Source organism: Bacillus cereus group sp. BfR-BA-01356, from assembly GCF_022663635.1.
GTDB classification, from domain to species: Bacteria; Bacillota; Bacilli; order Bacillales; family Bacillaceae_G; genus Bacillus_A; species Bacillus_A cereus.
Window position 1 is genome coordinate 1 of sequence record NZ_JAKUFX010000087.1, and the last position, 25037, is coordinate 25037.

A 25037-nucleotide genomic window follows, 5' to 3' on the forward strand; every position below is an offset into this window, starting at 1 on the left:
TTTTTGTTATAGATGAAACCAAATTTGTTATCTTTAAAACCGTTTTTGTTATAGATAAGTACTATAATCCCTTACATATCAATATGTTTCAGCTTCCTAAAACATATAAAACATATAAAACATATAAAACAATTATTATATAAACATACAAAACATATAAAATTATGTTGAATGTATTAAAATATATTATCTTTTTATAAACACTCCACATGTAATTTCAAACTATGATGTGTTTATAAAACCAAATTTGTTACGTTTATCTTTGTTACATAGTTATAAATACGCAGATGGAAACACTGGTGATTATATTGACGGGAGTGGTAACCATGCAAATAAGTCCTTGCCATAACAGACATAAGAACTTACCCCAATATTCATAATATATCACTGATTCTCATGAATTTAACATTTTGTATCTTTTGTAAAACTCATTTTCGATTTTTAATTTCATTTGCTTCAAGAAAATGAAAAGCTGGAATACTTAATTCTTGACTTAATTTTTCTTGATATTCATCTACCTTTATAACTTTTAATACACCATTTTCTTCTTGATACTGTACTAAATATGGTTTATCTGAATCTTCATCTTTAGAAACTATATGATACAATACATTATTTTTCTTAATTGTCATCGCTTGTGTTGTCGCAATTTTCCCTGTTTGAAAAGGATAAGATTTAAATTTGTTTTCCGTATTCGCTTGATCTAATGACCTTTTCTCATTATCATTCATAATAGTGTATACATAACTGCCATCTTTTTCAGATAACATAGCAAAATCTTGACTCACTACACTACCGTATATCGGATCTTGAGTAACTTTTTGCACTGTCTCCTGAAGAGCATTAATGTAAAGATATAAAATGACCATTCCAACAACCATACCGATAAGAACTACAGTTAAAACAATTTTTTTAATTGATTGCATCATAGATTATAAAACCCCTCCTATATTTCTGAAAACTTAGACTTATACATTTATTTCCTGTACTTTATATTACCATAAATAGGTCAAAGTAGGGTGTTTTTGCCCATTCGGGGTATAGGAAAAACACCAAAATAAAAAACATTATTGTATAATTTTACGTTTTATGATTAGGAATAGTTTTTGTAATGAACATGGATTTCTTTTTGATTTTATATGAAACAGAACTATTTCATTCCCCTCCTATTTTGCAATTACATTTGACTCTAAATTTTCCACTCACTTATTTACACTAAAAATGGTTGAATTTCATTTGCGGTATAATTTTCTGAATACATTTATTTTTTGGAAAATATTGTTGAATATTGGTAATATTTGCTGTATGTTTAACGTATACTAGTAAGTTATAAAAAATAGAAATGGGGATGATTTTGTGAAAACGCTAAAGAGAAATGTTTTTATGCTATTTGCTTTTATTATCGGCTTCACTACAATTGGAGTTAGTTCAGCAAGTGCTTATACAAGTGAAAAGTTCCCTGTAAGACCAGAAAGATATGGTGAATGGGATGGCGTAACTATTAGTAAACACGTTGGTGGAGACATTGCGGTAAGAGTTTGGCAACAAGGTGTTCACAGTGGACAACAAGCGGAAACACAATGGGTATTAACAAGTTGGGAAACTGGAAAAAGATATACTCAATATTTGAAATATGATTACGATGGCGCATTCACTTTTAAAAACGTCCCTTATGGTTCTTATTCATTAACATGGACATCTTTAACAGGTGCAAAAACAGAGGGATGGTTCTATGTAGCAATGCCTGGTGGATCGGTTTATAAATAAAAAAAGAGGATATGTATGTCAAATGACATGCATATCCTCTTTTTATAATTTCTGCATTGATTGAGCTATTGTAATTAATTCTTGCTTAGAAATTCTTGAACTAAATAGCTCAATCATTGTTCCATCTTGTACCCACATTAATTGTCCACCTTGTACATCCTTAATTCTTTTTGTTGGTGTTAACGGATGGAACACACCATTTATATTGTTTATTTTCACTCTTTCTCCATGTTCCCCCGGTTGAATATCATTGTCTGTTGCCGCGCTTTCAATAATTGCAACTTTTAATTGCGTTCCTGCCCTATTCAAAAAATGTATTTGTACTTTTTCCATATTTTTATGTACTTGCTCTGGGTATTTTAATTCTATATTCCAATCTTTTGCTATCTCCTTAGGAATAAAACAATTAAAAGAAGTCTTTCCTTTTAATTCATTCAAGGAAAATCCTTTATTAACTATATCCACATTTTCAGCATAAACATTGCTATTAAACAGACTACCTGTCATAAACAGAAACAATACAGTCATTAGCTTGAAAACAATATTTTTCATATTTTATCTCCTACCACAACGAATTTTACTAATAGTATTAGATTCCATTAAAAACTTTATACTAATTAGGATCAGCAACAAAGTAAATCCAATTAAAGATCAAGATTTGAAGCCAAATATCATTGAATGGATATATAATTATTATTGAAGAGCAATCTGTAGGTCACAGGTACATATCAAAAGAGGAAGACACTTATTTAAAGTGTTTTCCTCTCCTTCTTATTATCATAATGGAGGCTTCATAATGAAAGAACATAACGAACAGAAATCATATTACATAAGAGAATACACGTTAAGAGATAAAAGCACAAAATCCATTCGGGTTGAACCCTGGCGCTCTTTTAAAGAGGAAATGAAGGTGCTTGGTATTACGGATAATGACATTTTTCAAATTCAACTGATTAAAAAGCGTGTGTGAAATTGCAAATCCTTTTGTTAATGTTATAATATAAGTACAAATAGAAGAATATTTCCAGTCTATAACTTATACAATAAAAAAGAGCAACATGCTACCAACATGTGCTCTCCTTTAGATAACTGCTACCGCCAAGGTGGTGGCTATCAATTAACGTTTACGAAAACCACCCTTTTTCTTTCGCTTTGGACGGCTGGAAGAAAGGGTGGTTTTTCGTTTATCTAAAAATTTCTTTTTAAATACATGAGCTGTCACTTCACGAAGGACAGCTTTAATAATTTCTTTTAGAAATTCAAGAAAAACTTCCATGGCTAGTTCACCCCCCTTCTTTTCCAAATGGAAAAAAAGAGGATAGTCCTGCCACCCTAACTCACAGTTATCTTTTCACATTATAGCACAGGTTTTACGGGTTTAAGATTTTGTTGAATTAATCGAATAGTTATTTCATTCTCCATTCCATATAAAGTTCTATCCACTCAATCTATTAGGTATCACCATTGTACGTTTAAACACAAATAACCGATTCCTTGTACGTTAAGGAACCGGTTATTTATTTTATTACTTTTTTGTGGAGTTTTTGTCTTGTAATGGTCTTAAATGATTGATTTAAGTTTATAAACTTAAATCATAAATAAAAGATAGAGTAAAAACTATATAAGAAATAAATGTAACGAAAACCAGAAAACATATAAACCGAGCATTAGATACATATTGTGCTATTCTTTTTTTCATGTTAATTGGTTTTATTTTTTAAATGTGAAGTATCAATTTGAATCTCACCTTTCCAAGATCCAGCTACTTTTCCAATTTTATTTATATTTACATCTAATGTAAGGGGTTGTTTAAAAGCGTCTTTTCCTTCAGGACCTTCAACAAATGTAACAACACCTTCTGGTTTATCTTTATCACGAATACCTACATGCTCTAATTTTTTACCTGCTACCATAAGTTCAAAAGGAAGACGATCATCTGAATCTTGAATAAAGGATATTACCTCTCCATTTTTAAGTTCAGGGTTTTCCTCTTGTTGTCCATTAACTTTACCATCACTTCCAAGCTCTAATCCCGTTGTATCAAATTCAAATGGTACTAAACTTCCATCCGCTTTTTCCATTCTATAATGAACCGATATACGTGAATCTGCGATATATAACTCTTTGAAATGTACAGTAATACCTTGATCTGTAATTTTTTCATCAATAGGAATATATTTACCATTCTTCATTCCATCTATTGTGACACCATTTTCATCTGTACCTCCCTCATTTACAACCTTATCATTTGTAACTGCATTAGAAAAATACGAGGCAACATTTGTAGCCGCCACTTGTACTTGTGGAATCATTGCTGTTGTAAATAGTCCTGCTGCAGCTACTGCTGTATAAATGAAACGTTTTGATTTTTTATTCATGTTTGTAAAAATTCCCTTCTTTTGTTGTTTTTTATGATTTATATTAGAAACATTGTCTAGTTTTGAACGACTTTCAAATGTTTTCCATGCTTGTTCTACGTCAATTTTGATTTCTTGTGGTGAATGTGCAGATTCTTCATCTAGCATTACATTCTCCCATTGGTTTAATTTACTGATTTCTACTAATAAATCTTGGCATGCTTCACATGTATCTAGGTGTTTTGTAAATTCTTTTCTTGTATCATGAGAAAGTTCTCCATCAATATATGTTTGAATAAATCCGATATCATAACATTTCATTTGTTATGCCTCCTCCATTTGTTTATAAATCTTGCGAAATTTCATTTTGGCTCGGACTAATAAAGTTCCAATAGAAGATATTTCAATTTGAAGTATTTCTGCAACTTCTTTATATTGAAAACCAGAGAATTTCATTAGTAAAAGGGTTCGTTCTCGCTCATTCATTTTATTTAGTATCGTTTGGACTTTTGTAATTTCTTCTTTTCTTATCCAATCATCGTCTAATGATGAGACATTTTGTACGTCATGGTATTGTATTTCCTTATCAATCTTCGCTTGATGCCTTTTTTCAGATCGCAAATGGTTATACGCTACATAAGTAGAAGATTTAATCAGCCATCCAGGTATGTTTTCGATTGCTTTCCAATCGCTACGATATAATTGTAAAAATACTTCTTGTGCTAACTCTTCAGCGATAGATTGATCTTTAACAATCCATATGATTTGTTTCACAGCGTAAGCATAGTACTGCTTAAATAAATCTTCAAAAGTCATGTCAGAAGCATGACTTTCTTCATTTTCTATTGTTAACATGTTAGTTAAAACCTCACTCTCAATTTGATGCCTGTATTATATAGAAACCAGAAAAACGGATTTTGTGACACTTTTTCCGTTTTTTTTTTATTTTTTTTATTATGTACTAAAAAAAGCATTCATCTAAGTAAAAGATCAATGCAAAAAGGGAAATGAAAATATAAAATTTACACCTCTCAAAACCGCAATTTAATATCCTTTTATAATAAGGAATTTCATATCAAGATCGGCTCATAAAACAATAAAAAGCCTTGCTATAGAAACAAGACTTTTCCCTTTTTATTTTTGTTCAATTGTATACCGACTATCTTCGGAAACACATAAGCTTACCGTATTCACTTTTATTCTACACTTCCCTAATCGCCGCTTTACTTCCGAATGTAATTTTTCATTTGCTTCCTCTAAAGAACTTGCTGGAATAATTGTAGATTGTGAGCCTGTTACCTTGCCACTATACATCACTGAAAAGTTCAATTCATATTGATGTATCAAGATTTCTCCACTCCTTTTTTCATGGATTTCCTCACAGATCATTCTTATTTGTCGCTTGCTCCTGTAGTTTTTGAAGATAGGTACGCATTTGTGGTACATACCAGCTTTTTCTTAATCGGATGATCGCAATTCCCACAATTAAAATCAAAAAGGCTTGTAGGAAAATATCTTGTGTTTCCCATAACGTGCACAAATACAGAAGACTTCCCGAACAAAAATAATACATGGCCAATAATAGGTTTATATTTGCGATTATCATTTGTTTCTTTACAATCGCGGCTATTCCTGCCAAAACAAGCGTACAAACTCCTATACTTAGCAAAATATATGCAATAACTTTAAAAAAAATCATTCCAACACCCCTATTTCTCCAAAAAACTCATTTGAACCGCTTAAAAGGACGAATAAAGAGCACAATCTTATTCGATACCAAATGTATTAATACCCCTTAGAAAATTAATTACAAACGAATCTGAAACGTCATTTTTTCTGAAATGGAAACTTTTTGTGTTGAAAATCATATATACTTTGTTTTCCGACACATCCAATTGAAAAGCCTGTAAAAAAAGTTGCACCAATGATTTTCAATCCCCATTGCCATGTGTTTTCCTGTAAAAAATGGTGCGAAATATAGAGACATACCCCTGTACAAATAATGATCCAGATTCCATATTCATCATATTTTCTCTGTTCTAACTTTTGTTCCTGGAACGGATATACCTGGATAAATAAAAAGGCTATCAGCAAAACTGACAGCCCAATTCCCAATACGATCATTTTTTATCGCCCCATTTCCACTCGATTACACCTCTTTATAGCGCTTCTGTAACAATTGCTGTACACGTGCCGCATACATTTTAAAATATGGAATATTTTTCGCGGCAACCTTTCCAAAATCCATTTGCATTAATGTTTCTTCTAACAGTTTGAACTCGAATTCTAAAAATGTATCATGCTGTTTCTGAATCGAATGCGGAATGTTATGCAAGGCATCCGCAATTTCTCGCACATATGTCACACTAGATTCATCTTGGCTTGAATAGGAAAATACATTTCGAATCAATACAAACGTTTCTTGCAATATTTCATACCCGATATGATGCAATACATTTTGATTCACCAACTCCCCTCATTCCTTTCTCTATGGTCCTTCAATTCCTGTATTGATTTGGAACTCATAATTTTCTACAAACCATTTCTCACCTTCCAATAATAAATTTAATTTCATAGTGTGTTTTTCTTGTTGTTCTGTTCCATCAACCGTTACAAGATAATCATATTTAACCGTTACATCCGCTTTATTATCAGCGGTTTTGATGTAGTACATATCTGTTATCTTTGCTTTCGTTTGAATGTGCATAGAGCCATCATCTTCTATATGGTTATGTGCATCCTCTGGCGCATTTAATAATTTGTTTCGTGCTTCCCCTGTTATCATTTCTTTAATCTTTTCAAATCCTGGCTTTTCTTTTTGCTTGTTATCATTCTGTATTAACAGCTCTACAAACTGTTTTGCTACTTCTTGCCCTTTATCTTGGGTATTTTCTGTTAAAACTGTTACACGCTTTTCCAATGCTCGATTCTCTGTTTTTAGCTCTTTTACTTGTTCCGTCCATTTCTTTTCTGTCTGCTCAACTTTATGCTGTAAGGTGCGATTTTGATTCCATAACCATACACTGATACCCACTAGTACAACTATGATTAAACCAACGATTCCCTGTTTCATCCCTAATCCTCCCTTTCTTTCCGCTTATTTCGGCAAATAAGGTGCTGGGTCGACTTGACCAAACGTCAAAGATGTTTTGATCTCAAAGTGAAGATGTGGCCCTGTTACCTGCCCTGTTCTTCCGCAAACTCCCACCTGTTGACCGACTCCAATGTTTTGTCCTTCCTGTACAGTAATGGACGACATATGACCGTATAAACTCCAATATCCATTCCCATGATTAATGACAACTACATTTCCATAGCCGCCAAAACCCGAACCGGAAGCGCCAAATTTCGCCCACTCTACAACGCCACCTTTCGACGCGGCAATTGGGGTGACACCGTCCTGGCAAGAATAATCAATACCTTTGTGAATGGTGCCCCAGCGTGGTCCAAATGGGCTCGTAATCGTTGTTTGAGCGATAGGACGAATAAACCCTTGTGAGCTTGCTGATCCCGTATCTACAACGCCGCCTGGCTTTCCTGCTTCACAATTAAAAGTAAGGCCGCCCATTTGCGTCACAAATTTTGTTACTAATACAGGCCATAAACCATTTGTACCATGCGGATCATTTGCGGCTCCTGGCGGTGCATATTTAGCTCCAATTGCTTCTATTGTTGTAATCCCCATACCGATATAGTTTTTATATAAGTTTCGGGCCATAGCGTTGATTCCTTCATCTAAGGTGGCAAATTTCATGAAACCTTTCATTTGTGAACTACTAGGGTCCATGAGGCCACCAGGGTTGTTATAGTTCTTTACTGCATTAGAAGTACCATTCCCCGTTTCCAATCTTGCAATGGCCGCTAATAAAACGGGATCGATTTGGTTTTGTGTTCCTGCATTTAAAAAGGCTTGTGCTTTCCCTGTAAAAACGCCTCCTAAATGGGGCTGTAATTCTTCTGGTGCCACTGTTTTTCCACCTGGCCGACAAACCGTCATTCCATTACTTGGGATGGTTGCTGGTGCTTCCTCTTCTTTTTTACCAATGCCTTGCCCCAAAACAATAAATAAAAGAAATCCAATACAGACGAACAATCCTATTGTGAAAGTAGAACTCCCAAAAAGAAATGTCAGTAACCAGGATTTCTTTTTCTTCTTCTTTTTTTGTTCTTGTGCAATCTCTTCTTGTACCGTTTTGTCTACAACTTCTTTTATTTCTGGTCTCATATCATCCCTCCCCCCTTACAACATGTATCAAGATTGATTGAAATACTTTCGAACAATCAGCCCATATATAAGGGCTAAAAGAATGGGTATAATCGCAAAAACATGAAATAGTAGCGTTAAAACAGTAGATTGCTGGTCTTGTATAAATTGTAGTAATCCAAAATGACCGATTCCTACAAACCAAATGAAAAAGGCTAGTTTCGCTCTATCATCTATACGACAACGTAACTCACTATGGATAATTTGAAGAGTTAGAAGAATGAGTGTATACCAGATAAGTAATCCTAAACCAATCCATCCTAATAAATCTGTCGCCCATTCTCTTTGTATGAAAAGAATAATTATGTTCATCCATCCTAAACACCCAATGCAAAGAAAAATACTGATATTCACCATTTTCATACAAGTTAATCCCCAGTGTTTCATAGATAAATCGCTCCTTTTTGCGTAAAAAAATAGTAAAGTCCTAAAAGACTAGGACTCTACTCATCTTTTTTTGGTGGCTCCAAATCATCCAAATTATCTAAGTTTTGCGGATTAGTAGAAGGCATCCAGTTTTCACTTCCCGCGGCTACAGCTCCATATTGTATATCTGGCGTATCGATTGTTTCTGCTTTTTCTTGAATTGGCTCATTTTTGCTTACTTCTTTCTCATTTACTGGTGTCAAATCAGAAGAAATAGGTTCCGTTGGGATAAATGAGTCAGATGAATTTGTATTTTGTACAGTTGACTCGACATCTATATCAGGGTTTTTTGCAACAATTTCCCCCGCTTCGGTCACTTCTGCAGGTATAGCATCTGGAATATCTGCACTTGTTGTTTCTGGTGTATGAGGGACAATGACACCTTCTTCATTTACATCTGCACGAATTGTATCCGGTATTAAAGGTTCATTTGACTCTGTTTCAATTGGAGTTGAAATTTCTTGTTGTGGAATATGTGTTGAAGTTTCCTGTTCTGGTTGTATTTCTTCTCTTGAAATATCCATCGGAATTTCTTCTGTTGGAATGTCTTGTTGTGGGATATCGGATGGGATTTCTTCAAATGTTTCATGATCTGGTGAAACTTCTTCTAATGGAAGTTCTTGTGTTGGTACTTCTGTTTGAATCTCTTCATATGCCTCCATATGGTTTGGAACTTCTTCTAGTGGTATTTCTTGTTCTGGCGCCTCTGTTTGGATTTCTTCATATGCTTCCATATCAGTTGAAACCTCTTCTAATGGTACCTCTTGTCCTGGTACTTCTGGCTGTACCTCTTCATATACTTCTATATCAGCTGGAATATCTTCTAATGGTACCTCTTGTTCTGGTACTTCTGGTTGAATTTCTTCATATCCCTCTATATCAGCTGGTATGTCTTCCCCTGTTGGAATTTCCTCATCTTCTAAAGATACAAGTTCTGGTTGAACGTCCATTTCTGATTCTTCTACCTCTGTTCCCTCTTGTTGTCCTTCTACTTCTTGTTCTAATGCTTCTTTATCTAAGCTGATAAGGTCTTGTTGCATTGGTGCCTCTTCTTCACCTGGTGTCGTTTGTTCTTTCCCTTCCTCTTCCTGCTGTGGTAAATTCCCATCTTTATCACGATCTTGTAAGGAAATAAGGTTTCCTTTCTTTTGATTCTCTTCTTTTTCTTGTTCCGTTTGATTATTTGGTAAATCATTCGGTATATTCGCTTGCACTAATGGGTTGGCTTTTGTCTTTTCATCGTCTGTTCCTGCATTTTCTATCTGACTACCTGTCGCCGCCAATTCAGCCGCGTTGTTAAAATGTGCTCCCATTTTGTCTCCAATATAAGACATTGTATTTCCAGCGTATTCTTTCCCCTTATCTACAAAGTTTTCTGTCATAAGAGATATATTTGTGACCGTTTCATAGACGCCACGTGCTCGACTAAAGGCCGCAACAATATTCCCTCTAAAGATGTAACATAGAACGAAAACAAGAATTTGGAAAATCATTGTAGACACATACCCTGCAACGCCCGCTTCTGGTAATACGTATAGTAGTTCTGCTACTGTAAAAATGATAACAAGCATAACAGACATAAATATTTTTAATGCTAATGGGCGAATCCATTGTGAAGCCCAACTTTCAATGACTCTACGATGTCCTGGCAATAGAGCCACCGCCATAACGATTGGTGAGATAATACTCATAACAAGGAACCATAATTGGAATGCTACAATCAGTAAACAAAACGCGATTACTGGAACACCCGCGAATGTATTTACAACATAATACATGACTGTAAATACAAGGCGCTCTCCTACAGAAGAAATAACCATCATTTGGTTTCCATTCTTCACTTCATCTTGTACCTTATTTTCTCTATCTTTTCCAAGAGGCGTTGCCAATAGTTCATCTACTCGTTTAGCACCTAATTTTTCTTTTGAATCTTCTCCATACTGTAGAAACAAATATGGTCGTTCAACTAACAAATCCCAAATTTGCTTTTTCACTGAAAAGATTGCGTCCGCTTTAGAACGTCCTGGATCACCCGCAACCGTTCCCGTTGCCTTCGCTAATACTGTTACACTAATTTCGGAACTAATCGTATTTGCACTCTTTAAAATCGTACTTGCGTTTCCAATGTACGTAACAATAAAAGCAATAACAAGTACCGTTTTTACTAACTCGCTTAGACCTTTTGAGGGTTGGCGCTTAATAAAGAAGATGTAGCCTGCGTAACAAGCGGATAACACACACGCAATGCCGATAATTGCTGGGAATAGTCCAGAAGATAAAAAGCCGCCTTTTTCAATACCAGCAATATTTTGCATAGCCGCTCCTAATTTATCCGCTACCACATCTACAATATCCAGGTTCAACGCTTGATCCACTAAGAATATGGTTAATTGTCCCAGAATCACATTTAACTGAAAGGCCATGTTCGCAAACCATTGACAGGTTGTATACAGCATCCGTTGTAAGTCTTTCCCTACACTATCATCACCAAATAAATAGCCACCAACTTTTTCAAATACGTTTTTTTCATCTTCTTTTGGTTGGTACGTATCAATCTCATAATACTTATCCTTGTAAATTCCATCTGTGTACCCACTAAATAGATTTTCTGAAATTCGCGCCCCTTTTTGTTCCTGTTTTTCTTCCTTTTTTGTATCTTCCGCTAGGGCCACATGGGACCCTAACGGTAGTAAGAAGAATACAAGAATCATACAAATAGAGAAAAGTTTTTTCATTCCTTTTGCCCCCATTTATGAACATGAACTGGCTCTATACTTCCCACAATAGACTCTAAATTATTATGTCTATCCCAGTTCCATTCGTAATTTTTCCATTTCCCGTCCTTTTCATCTTTTACCATTTTCAACTTCATTCCCATTTGAGCATTTTCTACAGGATCAAAATATTTCACACGATAATAATATTCATTTTCGTTTTCCTTTAAATCATATCGATATAAGTCATATCGTTCCTTCATGCCTTGACTTTTATTTGGGTTTCTAACTTCATTATTCATAAAATCATATTTTTCATATTGAAGTTCGTTTAATTTTTTTGAATCCATTTCAATATATGCCTTTACATAATCCATCGCGGCCTTATCCGCTTTTCTCATATCTCGTTCTTTCTGAATCTCTTGTTGATTTGCATTGCTTTTTGTTTCATTTGAACAACCCGCAACCCCCGTTACCATCAACATTCCTGCTACACATAATCCAGATAATATACGTAATTTTTTCATTGTTCCACCCTCCATATACAGATAATTTAGAATACTCTTATCTGTATTGTAATACGAATTACGCCAATTGTTGTGCGCGTTCTTCGTCTGTTTTCGTAGAGGAATCAAATGCAGTCTTTAATTCTTGGAAAACAGGATCAATTTCTACAACTGCAGTTCGGCCAAAAATATCCTGGAATAAGGCTTCGCCGCGTCGTAACTGGCGTAACATTAAGATATTTTCTTCTGTGACCGGTAAGTTATAGTAACGCAACATTTCTTCCGCTTCCTTATCGTATTTCAGCGCAAAACAGAACTTCATACCCACATTGGCAACCTCTTTGTTTTCAGATTGATAATCGGATGCGTTTTGTGTTCCTAAATACAAGCCGATATTGTGATAACGTCCTTCTCGAATGATTTTGTCAGAAGACGCCGCACCCTCTTTATTTTTCAAAATACTGGATGCCTCATCTTGTAGGTATACTTTGAAAATACTACGGTCGGAATGCATTAAGGATTTACCAAATGCCGCTAATGCAATTAAGATACTACGAGATAATTTGTCTGTAACACTTTCATTCTTTTCCTCTGATTTCGGAATGCGTAAATGTTGAATTTGTAATACTTGTAATGGACGTTCTAGGCTTAATACACGGTAATCTTGACCTTGTTTACCAAACAATAAATCTCCTAACTGGATGCCTTCTAAGGTTGCTAAACGATTTGTAAGGGCATTTAATCGTTCTAATTCAGTTGGCAATAAGTTAGGTTCTTTCTTCATTTCCTCTAGTTCTTTACGAACCAACGTTAAACATGCATCTTCTTTTTCCGCCACTCGTTCAATAGCTTTATATAAATAGTCATATCTGATATCCTCTAAACCTACATCCGATAGGAACGTCAAAATTTCAAGTGCTAAACTCTTCGCATCTTCTATTGTTGCACTTATTCGGAATGGGTCTAAACAGCCCGCATCCTTTTTATCCTTCCCAAGCGTCCATACTTGCAAGGTATCCTCATTGAACCCTGGCAATAATTCTGGCCACCTTGTGCGGTATGATGATAGGTAAAGCTTTGATGTAATCTCCACCTTTTCCCCCACCTCACACCGTACGTGCTAGTTTCCTAGCATACGGCGTTCCATCGTATCCAACTGACTCTATAAATTAATTTATATTACTATCGGTTCATTGCCAGCTTTGGTTCTTAGCACATTTAATTTATCCATTTGCTTCTCGTTAAGATTGAAAGACCGAAGGTATCGTTTAATCTTGGTGTGATTTGTCATGTGTATTAGCTTGTGTATAAACCAATCTACAATAACCAAGTTGTTGTACTTGTCGTTCCCACCTTGGTTAATGGGAATAATATGGTGACAATGTACACGATCAACACCGATTTCTTCACCGGTTATATAACACTTTCCATATTGAGCAACGTATTTAGATATCCGATTATCGTTGTACTCAATACTTCTACTCTTCGAGTAGGTGTTCATAACTTGATTAAGAACATCTTTTGGTATTGCTCTCAAATTACTATGCACTTTGTTACGTCCTTTCTCTGTATAATTACAGACAACCTGTGAGAAATTCCACGGATTTTTATGATGCACACCTGTAATTGGTAAGAGCGGAGTTCTTTGCACAACGTAAATTTTAGAATTTGGTTGTATTCCTCTGGCTTTCTTTTTGAAATTAGCAGATGTGTTACAAAATTTTATGTGCTTCATTTTATACCTAAGTCTGACTCTTATGGTTTTCCAAAGAGTATACTTCACCACTGTTAAATCCATATAAATTGTGACTGCGTATTTATAATAATTCTGTACACCAATAAGAGCTATGTTAAACTTGTTAACACTTTCTGAAGTAGGTACTTTTTGAATATCTTTGATTTTCTCTTTCAATAGTCGTTTCGTTTTAGTAACAGCCTTGTCAGACATACTGGTTTTAGCAATATATCCGAATTTGGCTTTACCTTGTTGTACAACTTTGATTTTAAAGCCAAGAAAATCCGATGCATTCTTCTTAAGATTAACTACTTTAGATTTATCTGGATTGATTTCCAATCCCAAACGGGATTGAAGAAAGTCAACAGTCGCATGATAAAAGCGTTGTGCTTCCTCATAAGTTCGGCACATTATTTTGAAGTCATCAGCATAGCGTACGATGTAACCACATTTTAAGTTTGTATATTTCCTGGCATACTGCCGAAATCCTAAATGCTTAGTAGAAATTCTATGAGGTTTATAGGTTTCCCATTGACTACTAACCCACCAGTCCAGTTCGTTTAGAACGATATTTGAAAGTAAGGGAGAAATAATCCCTCCTTGCGGAGTTCCTTTACTAGGAATACCCTCTCCTTCAATTTCAGATTTTAGGATTTTCGAAATAACACATAAAAGCGATTTATCTCTTATTCCCAGTGTCCACATTTGTTTTAGCAATTTTCCGTGGTCAACGTTATCAAAGAAACCTTTAATATCAATGTCAACACAGTAATGTTGGTTCCCTATGTTGATTAGGCTTACCACTCTACTAAGAGCATGATGGGCACTTCTGTTTGGTCTAAAACCATAACTATGGTTATGGAATTTCGCTTCATAAATAGGTTCTAATACTTGGAGAATAGATTGTTGTACCAACCTGTCCCAAATTGTAGGAATACCCAGAGGTCGCTTTTTGTCACTTCCCTCTTTAGGAATAAAAACTCTTTTAACAGCTTGTGGTTTGTAATCACCTAAACGTTTTCTGACTTCATGAATAATCTTTGTATCATTTAAATGCCAAATATCTTTAATAGTTAAATTATCAACTCCAGGAGTTTTACTCCCCTTATTGGTTTTAATGTTGCGATATGCTAATCGAATATTTTCTTCAGAACCGATAATGTTAATCAATTTGTAAAAATTGTTACCGTTAAGACTACTGGAATATAATTCATCATACTTACTTTGCATGTTGTAATATTCATTGTGTCTTAGTTTGGTTTTCTTTAACATGGACTGTAACCTCCTTTCAGTTTCGGGAGAATTACATCTCTTTAGTCTTACTCGAAACCATGTTAACCGTAAGTAACTGTCAGTCTTCAATCGACTAGTGGCTATCCCTCTGCGTTCATTACACGCTTCACAGGTACTGTGCCACCACTTTCACTGCCATAAATCTAGGTTATACATCTAACTAATATCATTAGTGTTTTCCCTAGAACCACTTCACAGGGATGCAAGCCCTCGGTGTCGGCAGCTTACCACGTTCCATCATTCCTATCTGTACATACACTGTTAGGTTTCCCCTATGAGCCTGCTACCTTGATATTGCCTATAACAATATATGGACTTTCATAAAGGAGAGTTTTACTCATCCACAGTAGCGACACTAATTGTGTCAGCATACCTTTCGATATGCTCCCGATATAGGCCCGTACCATCAGAGATTCGTCTGCACTACTAAAAACTCGCTAATAGTTTATCGTGCATCCTAACCATAAGTGTTTTATAGACTTCCGGCTTATAGGTTACACCGTCCACCTCTGGACGGCTTTCGTGTCTCTAAGACTTACGGTAACTCTCAGCCGACTTCACCGAGCTTCATACAGTAAGGTTCTTGCTAACTTCACTGCATGTCGAAGGATTAAAGGAAGCCCTTCAAGGCGTTACCCTATCGTTTGACTTCTCGGAATGATAGTTCACTGTAGAACTGTAAGTTCGACAATGCCCAAGCTTTTCACTTAGGAACGTGTCGCGCCCCCTTTAGGATCGATTATAAATGCCCTTCCCCCACTCATCACAATCCAGAAAGCGAGTAAATTCATTAAGAAGGATTTTCCTTTCCCTGTTTGCCCCGCAAACATAACTGATAAACTCTCAAACGCTGTTACAATGTTATCTAATGCTTTCGCCGCGAGTTCTGGACGAACAAAAACAGGACGATTTAATTTCTTTGTCTTTCCAATGTAAAACCCTTGATTGTCACCAATTTGCGTTGTGGCCCCGAACATGCCCATTGCAAGTACACCTGGCTCCACAAACAATTTGAAATCCGTATTATAACGCTTTGAACCTGGCAAGAACTCGTAGAAGTACGATAACTGTTCTCCATATGGATTGACCAATTCAATTTTCATTTTGCGATATTCTGTAATGAGCGTATTAACACGTGATTTTAATGTTTTCGCATCTTCGGCATAGACGCAAAACAGTACACTTAGTTCATATCCAGGTGCCCCCGTTGTTTCAAATCGATCTTTTACAATTTTGACGCCCCTTGCTTTACGATCAATTGTTAAATCTGTTGTGCGACCGCCTACCATTGCTTGTTGACGTTGATCGTTTAATTCCAATTCACTATTCGAGAGTTTTTGTGTAACCATCTGGTTTTCTAAGTGATACGCTCGAATACTCATTTCAACAGGAAACTTTAACGAATGAGATTGAATGCGATAAATCCACTCTCCACCAGGAAAGGCTGATATTTCGGGCATATCTTTCACCGCAAGAAAAGCAACATGAGAGGTTTCGATTTCTCCTTCTTCATTTTGTCTTTCAAGGATAAGAGAACGTCCTGGGCTTTCATCGATCACCGTATCTGTTAATTGGACCATTTCTTGTAAATCTGGACGGCGTACTTTTACCGCCTTTCCTTCTTCATTTTGCAACGTAACCGTAGAACCTACTTTCCAGTTTTGATTCCGATTCAGTTCTTTCATACCACGTGTGAAATTATGATGGAATACAAAGCGAGTCGTAGCTGGTTTCGCACGACGTGTATTTGGAAACGCCCCTCTGACTTGACCAAATAGTACATCCTCTATTTCCAAATAATTTTCGATTTCTTCTTCTAAAATATCCGTCACATTCATACCCGATATATTTTGAGCTGTCTCTGCAAAGCCTTCTCTTACCTTCTTCATAAACTTCCATGTTTCTACGACAGGGTTACGAATTTGTCTTTCTTTCTGTTCCATGTTCAGTTGTACTAAAACGAAAAAGCGATATTCCATGTTTTCTTTCGCAATGGCCGCATTTCGTAAGTATTCTTTTACCTTTTTGAAAAGAAAGCGTCCTGTTGGTGCCATTGGCCCTTTTAAAGTGGAAATATGTTCATCCAGAATTTCATCTGAATTTGTTGTACGAGGAATCACAAGCAAGTGGATATCATATTCTTGATGGGTAAAAAGACCGAGTTGATTACGATAGTATACTTTTTTCGTACTTTCGTCTTGATGATCGTATTCAAAACCGTCTATTTCATACACTGCGGATACTTTTCCATCTATACTAAACGCTAAATTCTTTTCAACGTGCTTTAATGGTGGTCTGTTCATCGTTTTCAACATATTCAACTTCCTCCTTTTGGGGTAAAAATGTTACATCATAAGCGTGTATGTCGTTCTCTTCTTCTTCACTGGATACATGTACGATTGGTAAATCTTTTACATCATGTTGTACACATACATGACCATAAAACACATGTTTTTTAAATTTGGGCAAATTCACTAATCGACTGCTTTGATGTTTACGTAAACGAAATGTGATCCAGGACCGAACAAAAGAGAAAAGTGATTTTCCATCTGTTTTATATTTATCTGCACCCCATACGAGGAAAAGAGGAATCACACCATAATACATGAGCCAAACTTGATCGATCACATCCCCAAATATCCATTTAAAGGGAGGAAGGAAGCGGAAGGCTACAAGCCCCGCTTCTACCGCCGCAAAATAACCAAGTGCCCTCCATGTAACCGCACGCGGAAGACGATACCCCATAATTTCGTACTGTCTTCGCATATAGTTCATATAGCTTCCGAAACAATAGACAATGATAGATTTTGATTCTTTTTCCTTCATGTAGCTCCCTTCCTTTCCATCCCTTACTTAGACGCCAAACAATCCGCCTAACCACGTTCCGATTGTTTTTAATGCATCTGGTTTGTTAATGAAGAATACAACAATACCGCCGCCAACAATTAACGTAATCGCTTTTCCCCATGCACGCTTTGCCGCTACAATCAAGATAACAATGATAAACGCACAATATAACGCGTATGTTCCTTGTGTCTTCATCATTTCGAAAAATCCTTCCAGACCGATTCCTAACACAAAATGATTTATATTGAACATATACATGCCCCTCTCCTATTTTGTTTTTAAATCTTTTACAACCCATTGCTTTCCATCTTGTTTGACAAACAACGTGTAACCTGTTTTCATTTTCGTTTCAGAATGCGGATCAATCATAGATACCTCTGTTTGTACCTCATAGGTGCCTTTTGTTTTTCCTGGATAAATCTTAGAGGAAAGTACATTTTCAAATTTCATGGCTCCTTCTAACCCTTTAATATCCGTATTAGCTAGCACATACGCGAGTTCTTTTTGTGTTGCGGTGGTATAGGATTTAAAGAAAGTGGGTAGAAATTCTCGAATGTCTTCTTTGACAGCGAGTTCATGGACTTCCTCTCGGTCTTTCTCTTCTTTTCCTTCTGGTACTTCTGCTTTTTCATTTACCTTGACAATTTGAGGGAATCCACTAATGACAAAAGCCTTTCCATCTGATTGAACAGGAACCGACACTTGCTGGATCACCTCCTTATCCTCTGGGCCGCTATTATCTGCCTTCATGCGGCTTAATTTGTATCTCACTTTAAAAATTACGTTTGCTTCTTTATCTGTGACCTCATCTACTTTTAATACAGTTGCGTATAGAAAATGGGAATCCCATTGGATACTTGCAAAATCCAAACCGACTTGTGGATCAAGTGTTTTCGGTATATAGAGTTGTAAGCGCTCTGAACGCTTCTTCTTGCCTTCATCCCCTCTTTGCCATGTAAAGTATTCTTTTGCAAATCCGCGCGCAAATTCAATCGCTTCTGGACGCGAGGCAAGGTTTTGTTTTTGCGTGACTTCTTTTGGAATGGTACTGGCTTTTGCTTGTGTATCTCCCTTTCCTTTTACTACGGTTGTAATGGATACAATCAGCATCCAACTAAACAGGAGCCAAAAGGCCCATTTTCCAATTAAGCGCCCTTTATAAGAAGGAAGCTTTGTGGCTTTCCTTGCCTTCCCTTGTTTACTTTCAAATGTTTTTGCAAACCACTGTTTCACCTTTTGAAACATATTCATCCCCCCTTCAATTTCGGTACTGGCGTAAAGATCGTTCGTAGCAATCATAAGCAAATGACGCCATGCCAACCGCTGTTGATTCATCTTTTATTTCATCTCTTGCATAATTGATAAAATTGTTGAGTTTCGTTTGACTGCCTGTGATATAGGGAAATCTAGCATGAACCACATACCGTTTGTCTTCATCCCTCCCCACTTCAAAGGACGCTCCATCTGTAGCCCGAAACGCCCTTACAAACTCTAAACCTTCCAATTCGTCCATCATGCACTCTCCTTTTCTCTTAAAACTGTAAGAAGCTTGTTTGCCTTTTCTTTAAACATCCACCCTTTGTCTATCCTTGCTTGTTGGAACATGTCATAACAGCTGATTTCACGTTCAATTTCTAACATTGCTTTTTCTTTTGTAAGCTCTATCCCATCGCACTTCCATTCCAATTCATCTGTATTTAATCCGATCTCTATTTCAATGATTTTTCCATCTTCCATAAGATAAAACTTCTGCATATATACATCTGTTTGAGATAAACAAATCTCATGTGTTTCCTCACAACCCATTCCCTCATAGATTTCCGTTAGAAATTGAACTTCAGTTTCTTCTAAACTTCCTCTTTCATAAGTGTTTTTATGTGTAAACATCGTTTATCTCCCCCTTATGATCGACTATCGGCCATCTTCCATATTCCTACTACCACCAGACAGAGAAGTAACACGCCTTCCCATCCTTGCGTAAAGTAAATTTCCACCACTTTACTTTTCACCGCTTCCCAGGCTTCTCGTGATCCTGGTACTCTTTCAAATAACCAATCTGAAAAGACAACTAACAGAAAAATACTGGCGCTTATTGATAAAATAAACCGAAACACATTCTTAGAACCTCACTTTCTCATTTGTATTTTGAATATTCAGATAAATATTCCCGAATGGGTCTTGCAATATATCTTGAAACAGTGTGATATAAACTGGAATTTCTGGACTGCTTACGCCTTTTAAGTAGCGAATCAATTCTTTTTCCCTACTTTCACTACCTGCAACAAATACCAGGCGCCATATCGGTATTTCATATCCCATACCAGCATGTGTCCGATAGTCTGCCTTTTTTCCTTCTTGCGTCATGAAATCGTTATAACGGATGATCTTTTTTTCTAATACTTCTTTTGATCCGTAAGAACGTTCCATTTCCATGAATACACCAATGTTTTTATCAATCGCTTCTTTTAATCCAATTACCGCAACCCCGTCTGGGCGTATGACGCGATTTTTTCCTTTTGCATATTGGAATGTAGCCCGCGGTTCGTTAATCCATTCCTTTAGTTCCAATCTTTCTTCTCTCTTCGATATTAATGTCATGGCACATTCAATCTTTGCTAACATTAAACCGTGATACACAAAGGATGCCGAACGTTGGGACCAACTACTTTTCCAATGTACACTCCCTCTTAATCCACAAACTGTTTCTACTCCCTTTGCCGCAAGCGTATATACGTTTTGCGGTCTTCCAGATTTACGAACCTGGTTTCTTGAAACAGGTATGGGAAGTAATTCATTTTTTAAATATTTTTCTTGTACCAAACGATTCAAACGGTAGTATACTGATTTTTTCTTATGGTTCGGATATACTTTTTCTGTTATATACTCCATATCAACATAGATGTGATTGTGTATATCCATGAGTAAGTTTTGGTCTTCTTCCAATAACAACATACTGCACATAGTCTCTACTCCTTTTCCCACATATCGAAAATGCTTTTTTCTCCTTTCATAACTGCCTCCATTTCATTCTCACTTTTTGATGGTTCAATGATCGGCGTTTCTTCTGGAAGTTCTATTTCTGATTCTTTTGTTTGTATTTCTGGCTGTTTCACTTCTTGTTTTTCTTCTTTCACTTTTACCGCTTCGGTATCTTGTTTTCGAAATGGGATAATTTGCGCTTGATGTGTGGGTTCAACTGGCTTTGTTTCGGAAACAGATTCTTTCACTTCTTCATTGGAAGGTGCTTTTTCTTCTAATTCATCTAGCCCCGATGTCACAACAGGTTCTTCTTTGGTTAAATTGACTTTTTCGGCTTGTTGATACTTGCCTTTTCCATATAGAAACTCATCAATTTCTTTGTCGATCTCTAATCCTGCTTTCCCATTTTGTCGCTCTAAAGAATGAATCTTTGCTCTGGTCCATTCATTTGATGCATGAATTTCTTTTTCGTTTTTGTAATTTGCCGCTTTTCCATTTGGTAGATAGCGGTCTAATGGTGGAACACGTATAGTACACCACACATTTTTTGCCTCACCTCTGATATAATCTTGTGTTTGTATGGCTACTACTAAGTTAGGAAGGTTTTGCAAATACTCTGTACGGAATTGTTTTTGCATAATGCCCTCTAACGTTTTCGCGGAATTATGACCTTGCCTACATACAAAGTAATTTCCGCCCGCCTCTGTTAACATGTCTGTTAGCTCTCTGTCTAACTGTCCCGAAACTTGCTGGGTAATCACCCATAATCCAAATCCATGCTTCCGATCCTTCGCAATAATTTTAGGAAGAACGGGTACTGGCACGTCATGGGCTTCATCTATTACGCCTAAATGTAGTTTTGAACCATGCGGCCGCTGTTGGGCGATACGGTGATATTGGTTACAAATGTAACCGACTGTAAGTAATGTATCTTCTTTTCCCATTCCTGCTAAATCGTAAAAGATAAGGTGTCCTTCATCCATCCACTTTCGAATTTCTAAGGAAAAGCCTGTTTGCCCGTACATACGCTTTAAATACAACGTATTACGGAAGATATCTAATCGGTTTAAAATCGCTTGTGTGCTGTCTTCTAACGCGCTTCCCACTTCATATTTCCAAAAGTGAGAGTAATATTTTTGTTCTGGTCCTTGTAAATTGGCGATTACTTTTGCTCGAAACAGTTCATCACTTATGAATAATGGGATACTTAAAATCGTATGAATTTGACTCTTATCACAAAGTAACGTCCCAATAATCGCCCTTAGTAATCGTTCTGTTTGTTGTGCTTGCCCTTGAATCATTAACTTAATCATTTCCATAATGGATTCAACCACTGTTTGGATATCTTCATTTGGAAAACGATGAAATAAATTCGAGGCTGGCGGATGATCTGTGTTTCGAAAACGGATAAAGTGAACCTTGCTCCAATCAACCTGTTTCCCATCCTTTTCCGCTTTTAAGAGTCGATTCATTGCTACATATGCCAAATCTTCTGTTGGATCAAATAGCGACAATCCACCCGCTTCATTCGGATTTTCTAGCCACTTATCAATAACACTTTGCATCAACCTCATGGCAATGGTACTTTTACCAGACCCAACTTTCCCCGTAATGTAGCCATGATTCTTGAAAAAGTCTTCTCGAATTTTTACTAATCGATCTTTGATATAGGGATGCATCACATGGCCAATTGAAATGCCTTCGGCCAATAAATCATTTGGTATCATGTTTTCTCCTTTATCTAGATACAAAATATTTCGCTCTGTCTTGCTGTTTTTATCACCCGTTACATTTGGAAGATGCAACAAGTTTAATAGCTCTGATCCCGTCCAAATCATTTTTCCGTATACGGGATGTGGTACAGCTGGCATACTGCGTCTAAAACGCCTGTATCTAAGTTCATTCACATCTGCCATAATACTTGCGACCATATGCCCTAAGTTCTTGATAACAGGTACACCAGGATAATAGTCACTTGCAAATGAAACAGATACTTGAAACGCCACTTCATTTTTTGCAAACCGCTTATTTAATGCGCGAATTTCTTCTTTTTCAAAGGCATCTAGCCCATGCTTTTTCTTCTTTCGAATGGCCTTTTCTGCTTTTCGAATCCCTTTTGTCAGCTGATATCCGTTATCTGGTGTAAAAGCAATATCAATCCATGTTTTTTCTTCCATTGCGCTTCCTAACATCGGTAATACATCACGTGTATAGCGTGCTAGTGATAACGTGGCATCTAGCCGCTTTCTCTTTAATACCATCCGTCCTCCTACCGCTTTTCTTGTTGGAAATGGCATTTCTTCCTTTGGGACGGTATAAATTTCACTGTGGGTATAGGCGCTTTGTATGGCTTGCACAACCTGTTTGATCTTATCTTCTGGACCACCTACATAAAAGCGGACACGCTCATTTTCTCCCTCTGGACGATACATCGTCATGCGGTACCAATCACGACCTTTTAACAGGCGTTCTAAAGGTTTTCGACCCGAACCATGTACATGCCGAATCATTTGCCCTAGCTTATCTGGTGTAACTTCATCATCTATGTGAGGGATGAATAATACATATCGATACCGCTTCTTTTCTAGATACAAATAGATGCCATGTAAGACAATTCGTATGACAATTCCCAACAGGATCAATAAGGCAATCCCGCGAAACACACCGACTGCAGTTGGCACCAGCTTCATTAATTCTGTAAGGATTCTTTCTTTGGAAAACCAGACAAATGCAACAGCTCCTATACCTAAAAGCATTTTCCAGTTCTTTTCTATGAAGTTTTCAATTTCTTTGTCGAGCTTGCTGTGCGCCACTTCTTCACTTCCTTTCTATCCTTGAAATGGCCTTATGCAAGGGCTACTAGTTTTTCACGATGCTTTTGTGTTCGTTCTTCTGCGGCTAATTGAATCAAGATTTGAGGTTGCATGATTCCGTTTTGAGGTTGATTAATTTGATCTAAGAGTGTTTTATAGTTGAAGAGTTCTTGCTTCACTTGTTCAATATCTAATTCACCATTTACCGTTACTTGTTCTTTCCAGAACGTTTCCCAGCATTCTTGACGATTTTGATACGCTTGTTTTCCCATCCTGTTTCCTCCTTTTAAGTGGGGAGGATATTCAGTGAAAGAATGTCCTCCCATGAATATTATGATTTACGCGCTTTTTTGTAAGGGTCTAGCGTGACTAAGAGAGAAGAGAAAATCATGCTTTTTCCCATTCTTCCCACCCATTCTTCTGTATGCTTATTTGTTGAAGGTGTATGTGTTGTATGAGGAACTCGACCGATATAAAAACCGCGTTTACTTCGCATATGCTTAATTGGTTTCATAAGAAATCCTCCTGTATTGTTTTATCTTTCTATATCGCTAAATAGAAATATTCTGTACATCTAAGAGGTTTCATTCATTATGAAGCTACTAAATCTAATTCTTCTAAATCTGTAGAAAGGATCGTAATTTCTTGTTGGTGCTCTTTGAACAGAACATGTTGGATATTTTTTCGCAACTGAAACCCATCTTCCACCAATGCGAGTAAATATGATTTCGTATATTTCCTATCATTGATTTGATAATGTACATCAAATATGCACATGATCCCGCCCTCCCTTATCAGTTGAGAGTGTTTTATACTTCTTGATTCTTACGTTTTCTAAATGCGTAAACAGCTAGGATGCTACCAAGAACGACAAATGTAGCACCAATCCATTTCCAATATGGATTTTCAGCCTTGCCGCCTGTTGTTGGTAAATGGCTTTCTACTTTCTTAGGTTGTTCTTTCATCGGTTGTGGTTGTTTTACAATGTGTTGTGGTTTCTCTGGTGTTGGTACAGGTTTTTCAATGACCTGTGGTGTTTGTGGCTTCTCTGGTTTTGGTTGTTCTGGCTGTGGTTGTTCTGGTTGTGGCGTTTCTGGTGTTGGTGGAACTTCTTTTTTCTGATCTGCTACAACATGTTTGATAATCGCACCATCTGTTTTAATTTCAAAAGAGAATGTTTCTTCATTGATTAAATATCCCTCTGGTGCGAATGTCTCTTTATATGTGTATTTACCAGCTGGTAATTTCTCAAACTTTGCAATGCCTTGTTCGTTTGTTTTTCCTTTTACAACTTCCTGGCCTTGCTCGTTATAGATCGTAAACTCTGCACCTGGTA

28 protein-coding genes and 2 pseudogenes are annotated in these 25037 nt (G+C 36.6%); 2 read left to right on the forward strand and 28 right to left on the reverse strand.

Annotated features, from left to right (window positions below; translation table 11 throughout):
- Positions 1 to 428: 428 nt before the first annotated feature.
- Positions 429 to 929: a hypothetical protein gene (locus MR168_RS23080; RefSeq protein ID WP_000983736.1), complete on the reverse strand. Its 501-nt coding sequence runs from the start codon at positions 927 to 929 to the stop codon at positions 429 to 431.
- Positions 930 to 1356: 427 nt separating this feature from the next.
- Between MR168_RS23080 and MR168_RS23085 the strand changes: the two genes are divergently transcribed.
- Positions 1357 to 1767, forward strand: coding sequence for a hypothetical protein (locus MR168_RS23085; protein WP_000854274.1), 411 nt, complete (start codon positions 1357 to 1359; stop codon positions 1765 to 1767).
- A gap of 42 nt (positions 1768 to 1809) precedes the next feature.
- Here MR168_RS23085 and MR168_RS23090 read toward each other — a convergent pair whose 3' ends face one another.
- Positions 1810 to 2319: a DUF4367 domain-containing protein gene (locus tag MR168_RS23090; RefSeq protein WP_000790476.1), complete on the reverse strand. Its 510-nt coding sequence runs from the start codon at positions 2317 to 2319 to the stop codon at positions 1810 to 1812.
- Between the two features lie 244 nt (positions 2320 to 2563).
- Here MR168_RS23090 and MR168_RS23095 point away from each other — a divergent pair, with 244 nt between their 5' ends.
- Complete coding sequence (locus MR168_RS23095; RefSeq protein WP_000658136.1) at positions 2564 to 2737, forward strand: hypothetical protein; 174 nt, start codon at positions 2564 to 2566, stop codon at positions 2735 to 2737.
- A 147-nt stretch (positions 2738 to 2884) separates the two neighbouring features.
- Here the strand turns inward: MR168_RS23095 and MR168_RS23100 are convergent, their stop codons facing one another.
- The 26 genes and pseudogenes from MR168_RS23100 to MR168_RS23225 all read right to left on the reverse strand — a co-directional run.
- Complete coding sequence (locus MR168_RS23100) at positions 2885 to 3043, reverse strand: hypothetical protein (RefSeq protein WP_000451648.1); 159 nt, start codon at positions 3041 to 3043, stop codon at positions 2885 to 2887.
- A gap of 424 nt (positions 3044 to 3467) precedes the next feature.
- On the reverse strand, positions 3468 to 4445 hold the full coding sequence (locus MR168_RS23105) for a DUF4179 domain-containing protein (RefSeq protein WP_000650424.1): 978 nt from the start codon (positions 4443 to 4445) through the stop codon (positions 3468 to 3470).
- A 3-nt stretch (positions 4446 to 4448) separates the two neighbouring features.
- Positions 4449 to 4979 (reverse strand): RNA polymerase sigma factor SigX, encoded by a 531-nt coding sequence (locus MR168_RS23110; RefSeq protein ID WP_000955500.1) that lies wholly within the window; start codon positions 4977 to 4979, stop codon positions 4449 to 4451.
- Between the two features lie 279 nt (positions 4980 to 5258).
- A complete protein-coding gene (locus tag MR168_RS23115) occupies positions 5259 to 5471 on the reverse strand; it encodes a hypothetical protein (RefSeq protein ID WP_004426833.1) in 213 nt (70 codons plus the stop codon).
- A gap of 31 nt (positions 5472 to 5502) precedes the next feature.
- Complete coding sequence (locus MR168_RS23120; protein WP_000575866.1) at positions 5503 to 5823, reverse strand: hypothetical protein; 321 nt, start codon at positions 5821 to 5823, stop codon at positions 5503 to 5505.
- A 128-nt stretch (positions 5824 to 5951) separates the two neighbouring features.
- Positions 5952 to 6248, reverse strand: coding sequence for a hypothetical protein (locus MR168_RS23125; RefSeq protein WP_000636251.1), 297 nt, complete (start codon positions 6246 to 6248; stop codon positions 5952 to 5954).
- A 25-nt stretch (positions 6249 to 6273) separates the two neighbouring features.
- On the reverse strand, positions 6274 to 6594 hold the full coding sequence (locus MR168_RS23130) for a hypothetical protein (RefSeq protein WP_024927862.1): 321 nt from the start codon (positions 6592 to 6594) through the stop codon (positions 6274 to 6276).
- Positions 6595 to 6612: 18 nt separating this feature from the next.
- A complete protein-coding gene (locus MR168_RS23135; protein WP_000808978.1) occupies positions 6613 to 7197 on the reverse strand; it encodes a hypothetical protein in 585 nt (194 codons plus the stop codon).
- A 24-nt stretch (positions 7198 to 7221) separates the two neighbouring features.
- Positions 7222 to 8349: a peptidoglycan DD-metalloendopeptidase family protein gene (locus tag MR168_RS23140; protein WP_001247230.1), complete on the reverse strand. Its 1128-nt coding sequence runs from the start codon at positions 8347 to 8349 to the stop codon at positions 7222 to 7224.
- Positions 8350 to 8376: 27 nt separating this feature from the next.
- A complete protein-coding gene (locus MR168_RS23145; RefSeq protein WP_000683504.1) occupies positions 8377 to 8775 on the reverse strand; it encodes a hypothetical protein in 399 nt (132 codons plus the stop codon).
- Between the two features lie 56 nt (positions 8776 to 8831).
- Entirely contained in the window at positions 8832 to 11549 is a 2718-nt protein-coding gene (locus tag MR168_RS23150) for a CD3337/EF1877 family mobilome membrane protein (RefSeq protein WP_000732816.1), read from the reverse strand.
- Complete coding sequence (locus tag MR168_RS23155; RefSeq protein ID WP_000736177.1) at positions 11546 to 12055, reverse strand: hypothetical protein; 510 nt, start codon at positions 12053 to 12055, stop codon at positions 11546 to 11548. The genes MR168_RS23150 and MR168_RS23155 overlap by 4 nt, the downstream gene beginning before the upstream one ends.
- A 58-nt stretch (positions 12056 to 12113) precedes the next feature.
- Positions 12114 to 13091, reverse strand: a pseudogene (locus MR168_RS23160) (ATP-binding protein); the annotation flags it as partial.
- Between the two features lie 117 nt (positions 13092 to 13208).
- Complete coding sequence (gene ltrA, locus MR168_RS23165) at positions 13209 to 15041, reverse strand: group II intron reverse transcriptase/maturase (protein ID WP_000914973.1); 1833 nt, start codon at positions 15039 to 15041, stop codon at positions 13209 to 13211.
- 734 nt (positions 15042 to 15775) lie between these two features.
- Positions 15776 to 17377 (reverse strand): annotated as a pseudogene (locus MR168_RS23170) (ATP-binding protein); the annotation flags it as partial.
- A complete protein-coding gene (locus MR168_RS23175; RefSeq protein ID WP_000659665.1) occupies positions 17337 to 17888 on the reverse strand; it encodes a TcpE family conjugal transfer membrane protein in 552 nt (183 codons plus the stop codon). The gene MR168_RS23175 and the pseudogene MR168_RS23170, both read right to left, overlap by 41 nt.
- 27 nt (positions 17889 to 17915) lie before the next feature.
- On the reverse strand, positions 17916 to 18167 hold the full coding sequence (locus MR168_RS23180) for a TcpD family membrane protein (protein ID WP_000281809.1): 252 nt from the start codon (positions 18165 to 18167) through the stop codon (positions 17916 to 17918).
- Between the two features lie 9 nt (positions 18168 to 18176).
- Positions 18177 to 19154 carry a conjugal transfer protein gene (locus MR168_RS23185; protein WP_000487019.1) on the reverse strand — a complete coding sequence of 326 codons (978 nt, stop codon included), beginning with the start codon at positions 19152 to 19154 and terminating at the stop codon, positions 18177 to 18179.
- A gap of 13 nt (positions 19155 to 19167) precedes the next feature.
- Complete coding sequence (locus tag MR168_RS23190; protein WP_003320417.1) at positions 19168 to 19425, reverse strand: hypothetical protein; 258 nt, start codon at positions 19423 to 19425, stop codon at positions 19168 to 19170.
- Positions 19422 to 19796: a hypothetical protein gene (locus MR168_RS23195; protein ID WP_000494045.1), complete on the reverse strand. Its 375-nt coding sequence runs from the start codon at positions 19794 to 19796 to the stop codon at positions 19422 to 19424. The genes MR168_RS23190 and MR168_RS23195 overlap by 4 nt, the downstream gene beginning before the upstream one ends.
- 231 nt (positions 19797 to 20027) lie before the next feature.
- Positions 20028 to 20870: a replication-relaxation family protein gene (locus MR168_RS23200; protein ID WP_242291503.1), complete on the reverse strand. Its 843-nt coding sequence runs from the start codon at positions 20868 to 20870 to the stop codon at positions 20028 to 20030.
- A gap of 5 nt (positions 20871 to 20875) precedes the next feature.
- A complete protein-coding gene (locus MR168_RS23205) occupies positions 20876 to 23701 on the reverse strand; it encodes an ATP-binding protein (RefSeq protein WP_242291504.1) in 2826 nt (941 codons plus the stop codon).
- Positions 23702 to 23733: 32 nt separating this feature from the next.
- Positions 23734 to 23973 carry a hypothetical protein gene (locus tag MR168_RS23210; RefSeq protein ID WP_000517906.1) on the reverse strand — a complete coding sequence of 80 codons (240 nt, stop codon included), beginning with the start codon at positions 23971 to 23973 and terminating at the stop codon, positions 23734 to 23736.
- Positions 23974 to 24032: 59 nt separating this feature from the next.
- Positions 24033 to 24215: a hypothetical protein gene (locus MR168_RS23215; protein ID WP_000802601.1), complete on the reverse strand. Its 183-nt coding sequence runs from the start codon at positions 24213 to 24215 to the stop codon at positions 24033 to 24035.
- A 77-nt stretch (positions 24216 to 24292) separates the two neighbouring features.
- Positions 24293 to 24478 carry a hypothetical protein gene (locus MR168_RS23220; RefSeq protein ID WP_000334852.1) on the reverse strand — a complete coding sequence of 62 codons (186 nt, stop codon included), beginning with the start codon at positions 24476 to 24478 and terminating at the stop codon, positions 24293 to 24295.
- Positions 24479 to 24510: 32 nt separating this feature from the next.
- Positions 24511 to 25037: SpaA isopeptide-forming pilin-related protein (locus MR168_RS23225; RefSeq protein ID WP_242291505.1), on the reverse strand; the 527-nt coding region annotated here is incomplete at its 5' end.

Excerpts from the sequence above, each read along its gene's own strand:
- MR168_RS23210 (WP_000517906.1), bottom strand. The coding sequence starts at position 23,973 with ATGGGAAAACAAGCGTATCAAAATCGTCAAGAATGCTGGGAAACGTTC.
- MR168_RS23135 (WP_000808978.1), bottom strand. The coding sequence starts at position 7,197 with ATGAAACAGGGAATCGTTGGTTTAATCATAGTTGTACTAGTGGGTATC.
- MR168_RS23080 (WP_000983736.1), bottom strand. The coding sequence starts at position 929 with ATGATGCAATCAATTAAAAAAATTGTTTTAACTGTAGTTCTTATCGGT.
- MR168_RS23125 (WP_000636251.1), bottom strand. The coding sequence starts at position 6,248 with ATGATCGTATTGGGAATTGGGCTGTCAGTTTTGCTGATAGCCTTTTTA.
- MR168_RS23095 (WP_000658136.1), top strand. The coding sequence starts at position 2,564 with ATGAAAGAACATAACGAACAGAAATCATATTACATAAGAGAATACACG.
- MR168_RS23140 (WP_001247230.1), bottom strand. The coding sequence starts at position 8,349 with ATGAGACCAGAAATAAAAGAAGTTGTAGACAAAACGGTACAAGAAGAG.
- MR168_RS23200 (WP_242291503.1), bottom strand. The coding sequence starts at position 20,870 with ATGTGCAGTATGTTGTTATTGGAAGAAGACCAAAACTTACTCATGGAT.
- MR168_RS23100 (WP_000451648.1), bottom strand. The coding sequence starts at position 3,043 with ATGGAAGTTTTTCTTGAATTTCTAAAAGAAATTATTAAAGCTGTCCTT.
- MR168_RS23190 (WP_003320417.1), bottom strand. The coding sequence starts at position 19,425 with ATGATGGACGAATTGGAAGGTTTAGAGTTTGTAAGGGCGTTTCGGGCT.
- ltrA (WP_000914973.1), bottom strand. The coding sequence starts at position 15,041 with ATGTTAAAGAAAACCAAACTAAGACACAATGAATATTACAACATGCAA.
- MR168_RS23185 (WP_000487019.1), bottom strand. The coding sequence starts at position 19,154 with ATGTTTCAAAAGGTGAAACAGTGGTTTGCAAAAACATTTGAAAGTAAA.
- MR168_RS23175 (WP_000659665.1), bottom strand. The coding sequence starts at position 17,888 with ATGAAGGAAAAAGAATCAAAATCTATCATTGTCTATTGTTTCGGAAGC.
- MR168_RS23120 (WP_000575866.1), bottom strand. The coding sequence starts at position 5,823 with ATGATTTTTTTTAAAGTTATTGCATATATTTTGCTAAGTATAGGAGTT.
- MR168_RS23220 (WP_000334852.1), bottom strand. The coding sequence starts at position 24,478 with ATGTGCATATTTGATGTACATTATCAAATCAATGATAGGAAATATACG.
- MR168_RS23105 (WP_000650424.1), bottom strand. The coding sequence starts at position 4,445 with ATGAAATGTTATGATATCGGATTTATTCAAACATATATTGATGGAGAA.
- MR168_RS23150 (WP_000732816.1), bottom strand. The coding sequence starts at position 11,549 with ATGAAAAAACTTTTCTCTATTTGTATGATTCTTGTATTCTTCTTACTA.
- MR168_RS23155 (WP_000736177.1), bottom strand. The coding sequence starts at position 12,055 with ATGAAAAAATTACGTATATTATCTGGATTATGTGTAGCAGGAATGTTG.
- MR168_RS23145 (WP_000683504.1), bottom strand. The coding sequence starts at position 8,775 with ATGAAACACTGGGGATTAACTTGTATGAAAATGGTGAATATCAGTATT.
- MR168_RS23195 (WP_000494045.1), bottom strand. The coding sequence starts at position 19,796 with ATGTTTACACATAAAAACACTTATGAAAGAGGAAGTTTAGAAGAAACT.
- MR168_RS23090 (WP_000790476.1), bottom strand. The coding sequence starts at position 2,319 with ATGAAAAATATTGTTTTCAAGCTAATGACTGTATTGTTTCTGTTTATG.
- MR168_RS23180 (WP_000281809.1), bottom strand. The coding sequence starts at position 18,167 with ATGTATATGTTCAATATAAATCATTTTGTGTTAGGAATCGGTCTGGAA.
- MR168_RS23215 (WP_000802601.1), bottom strand. The coding sequence starts at position 24,215 with ATGAAACCAATTAAGCATATGCGAAGTAAACGCGGTTTTTATATCGGT.
- MR168_RS23110 (WP_000955500.1), bottom strand. The coding sequence starts at position 4,979 with ATGTTAACAATAGAAAATGAAGAAAGTCATGCTTCTGACATGACTTTT.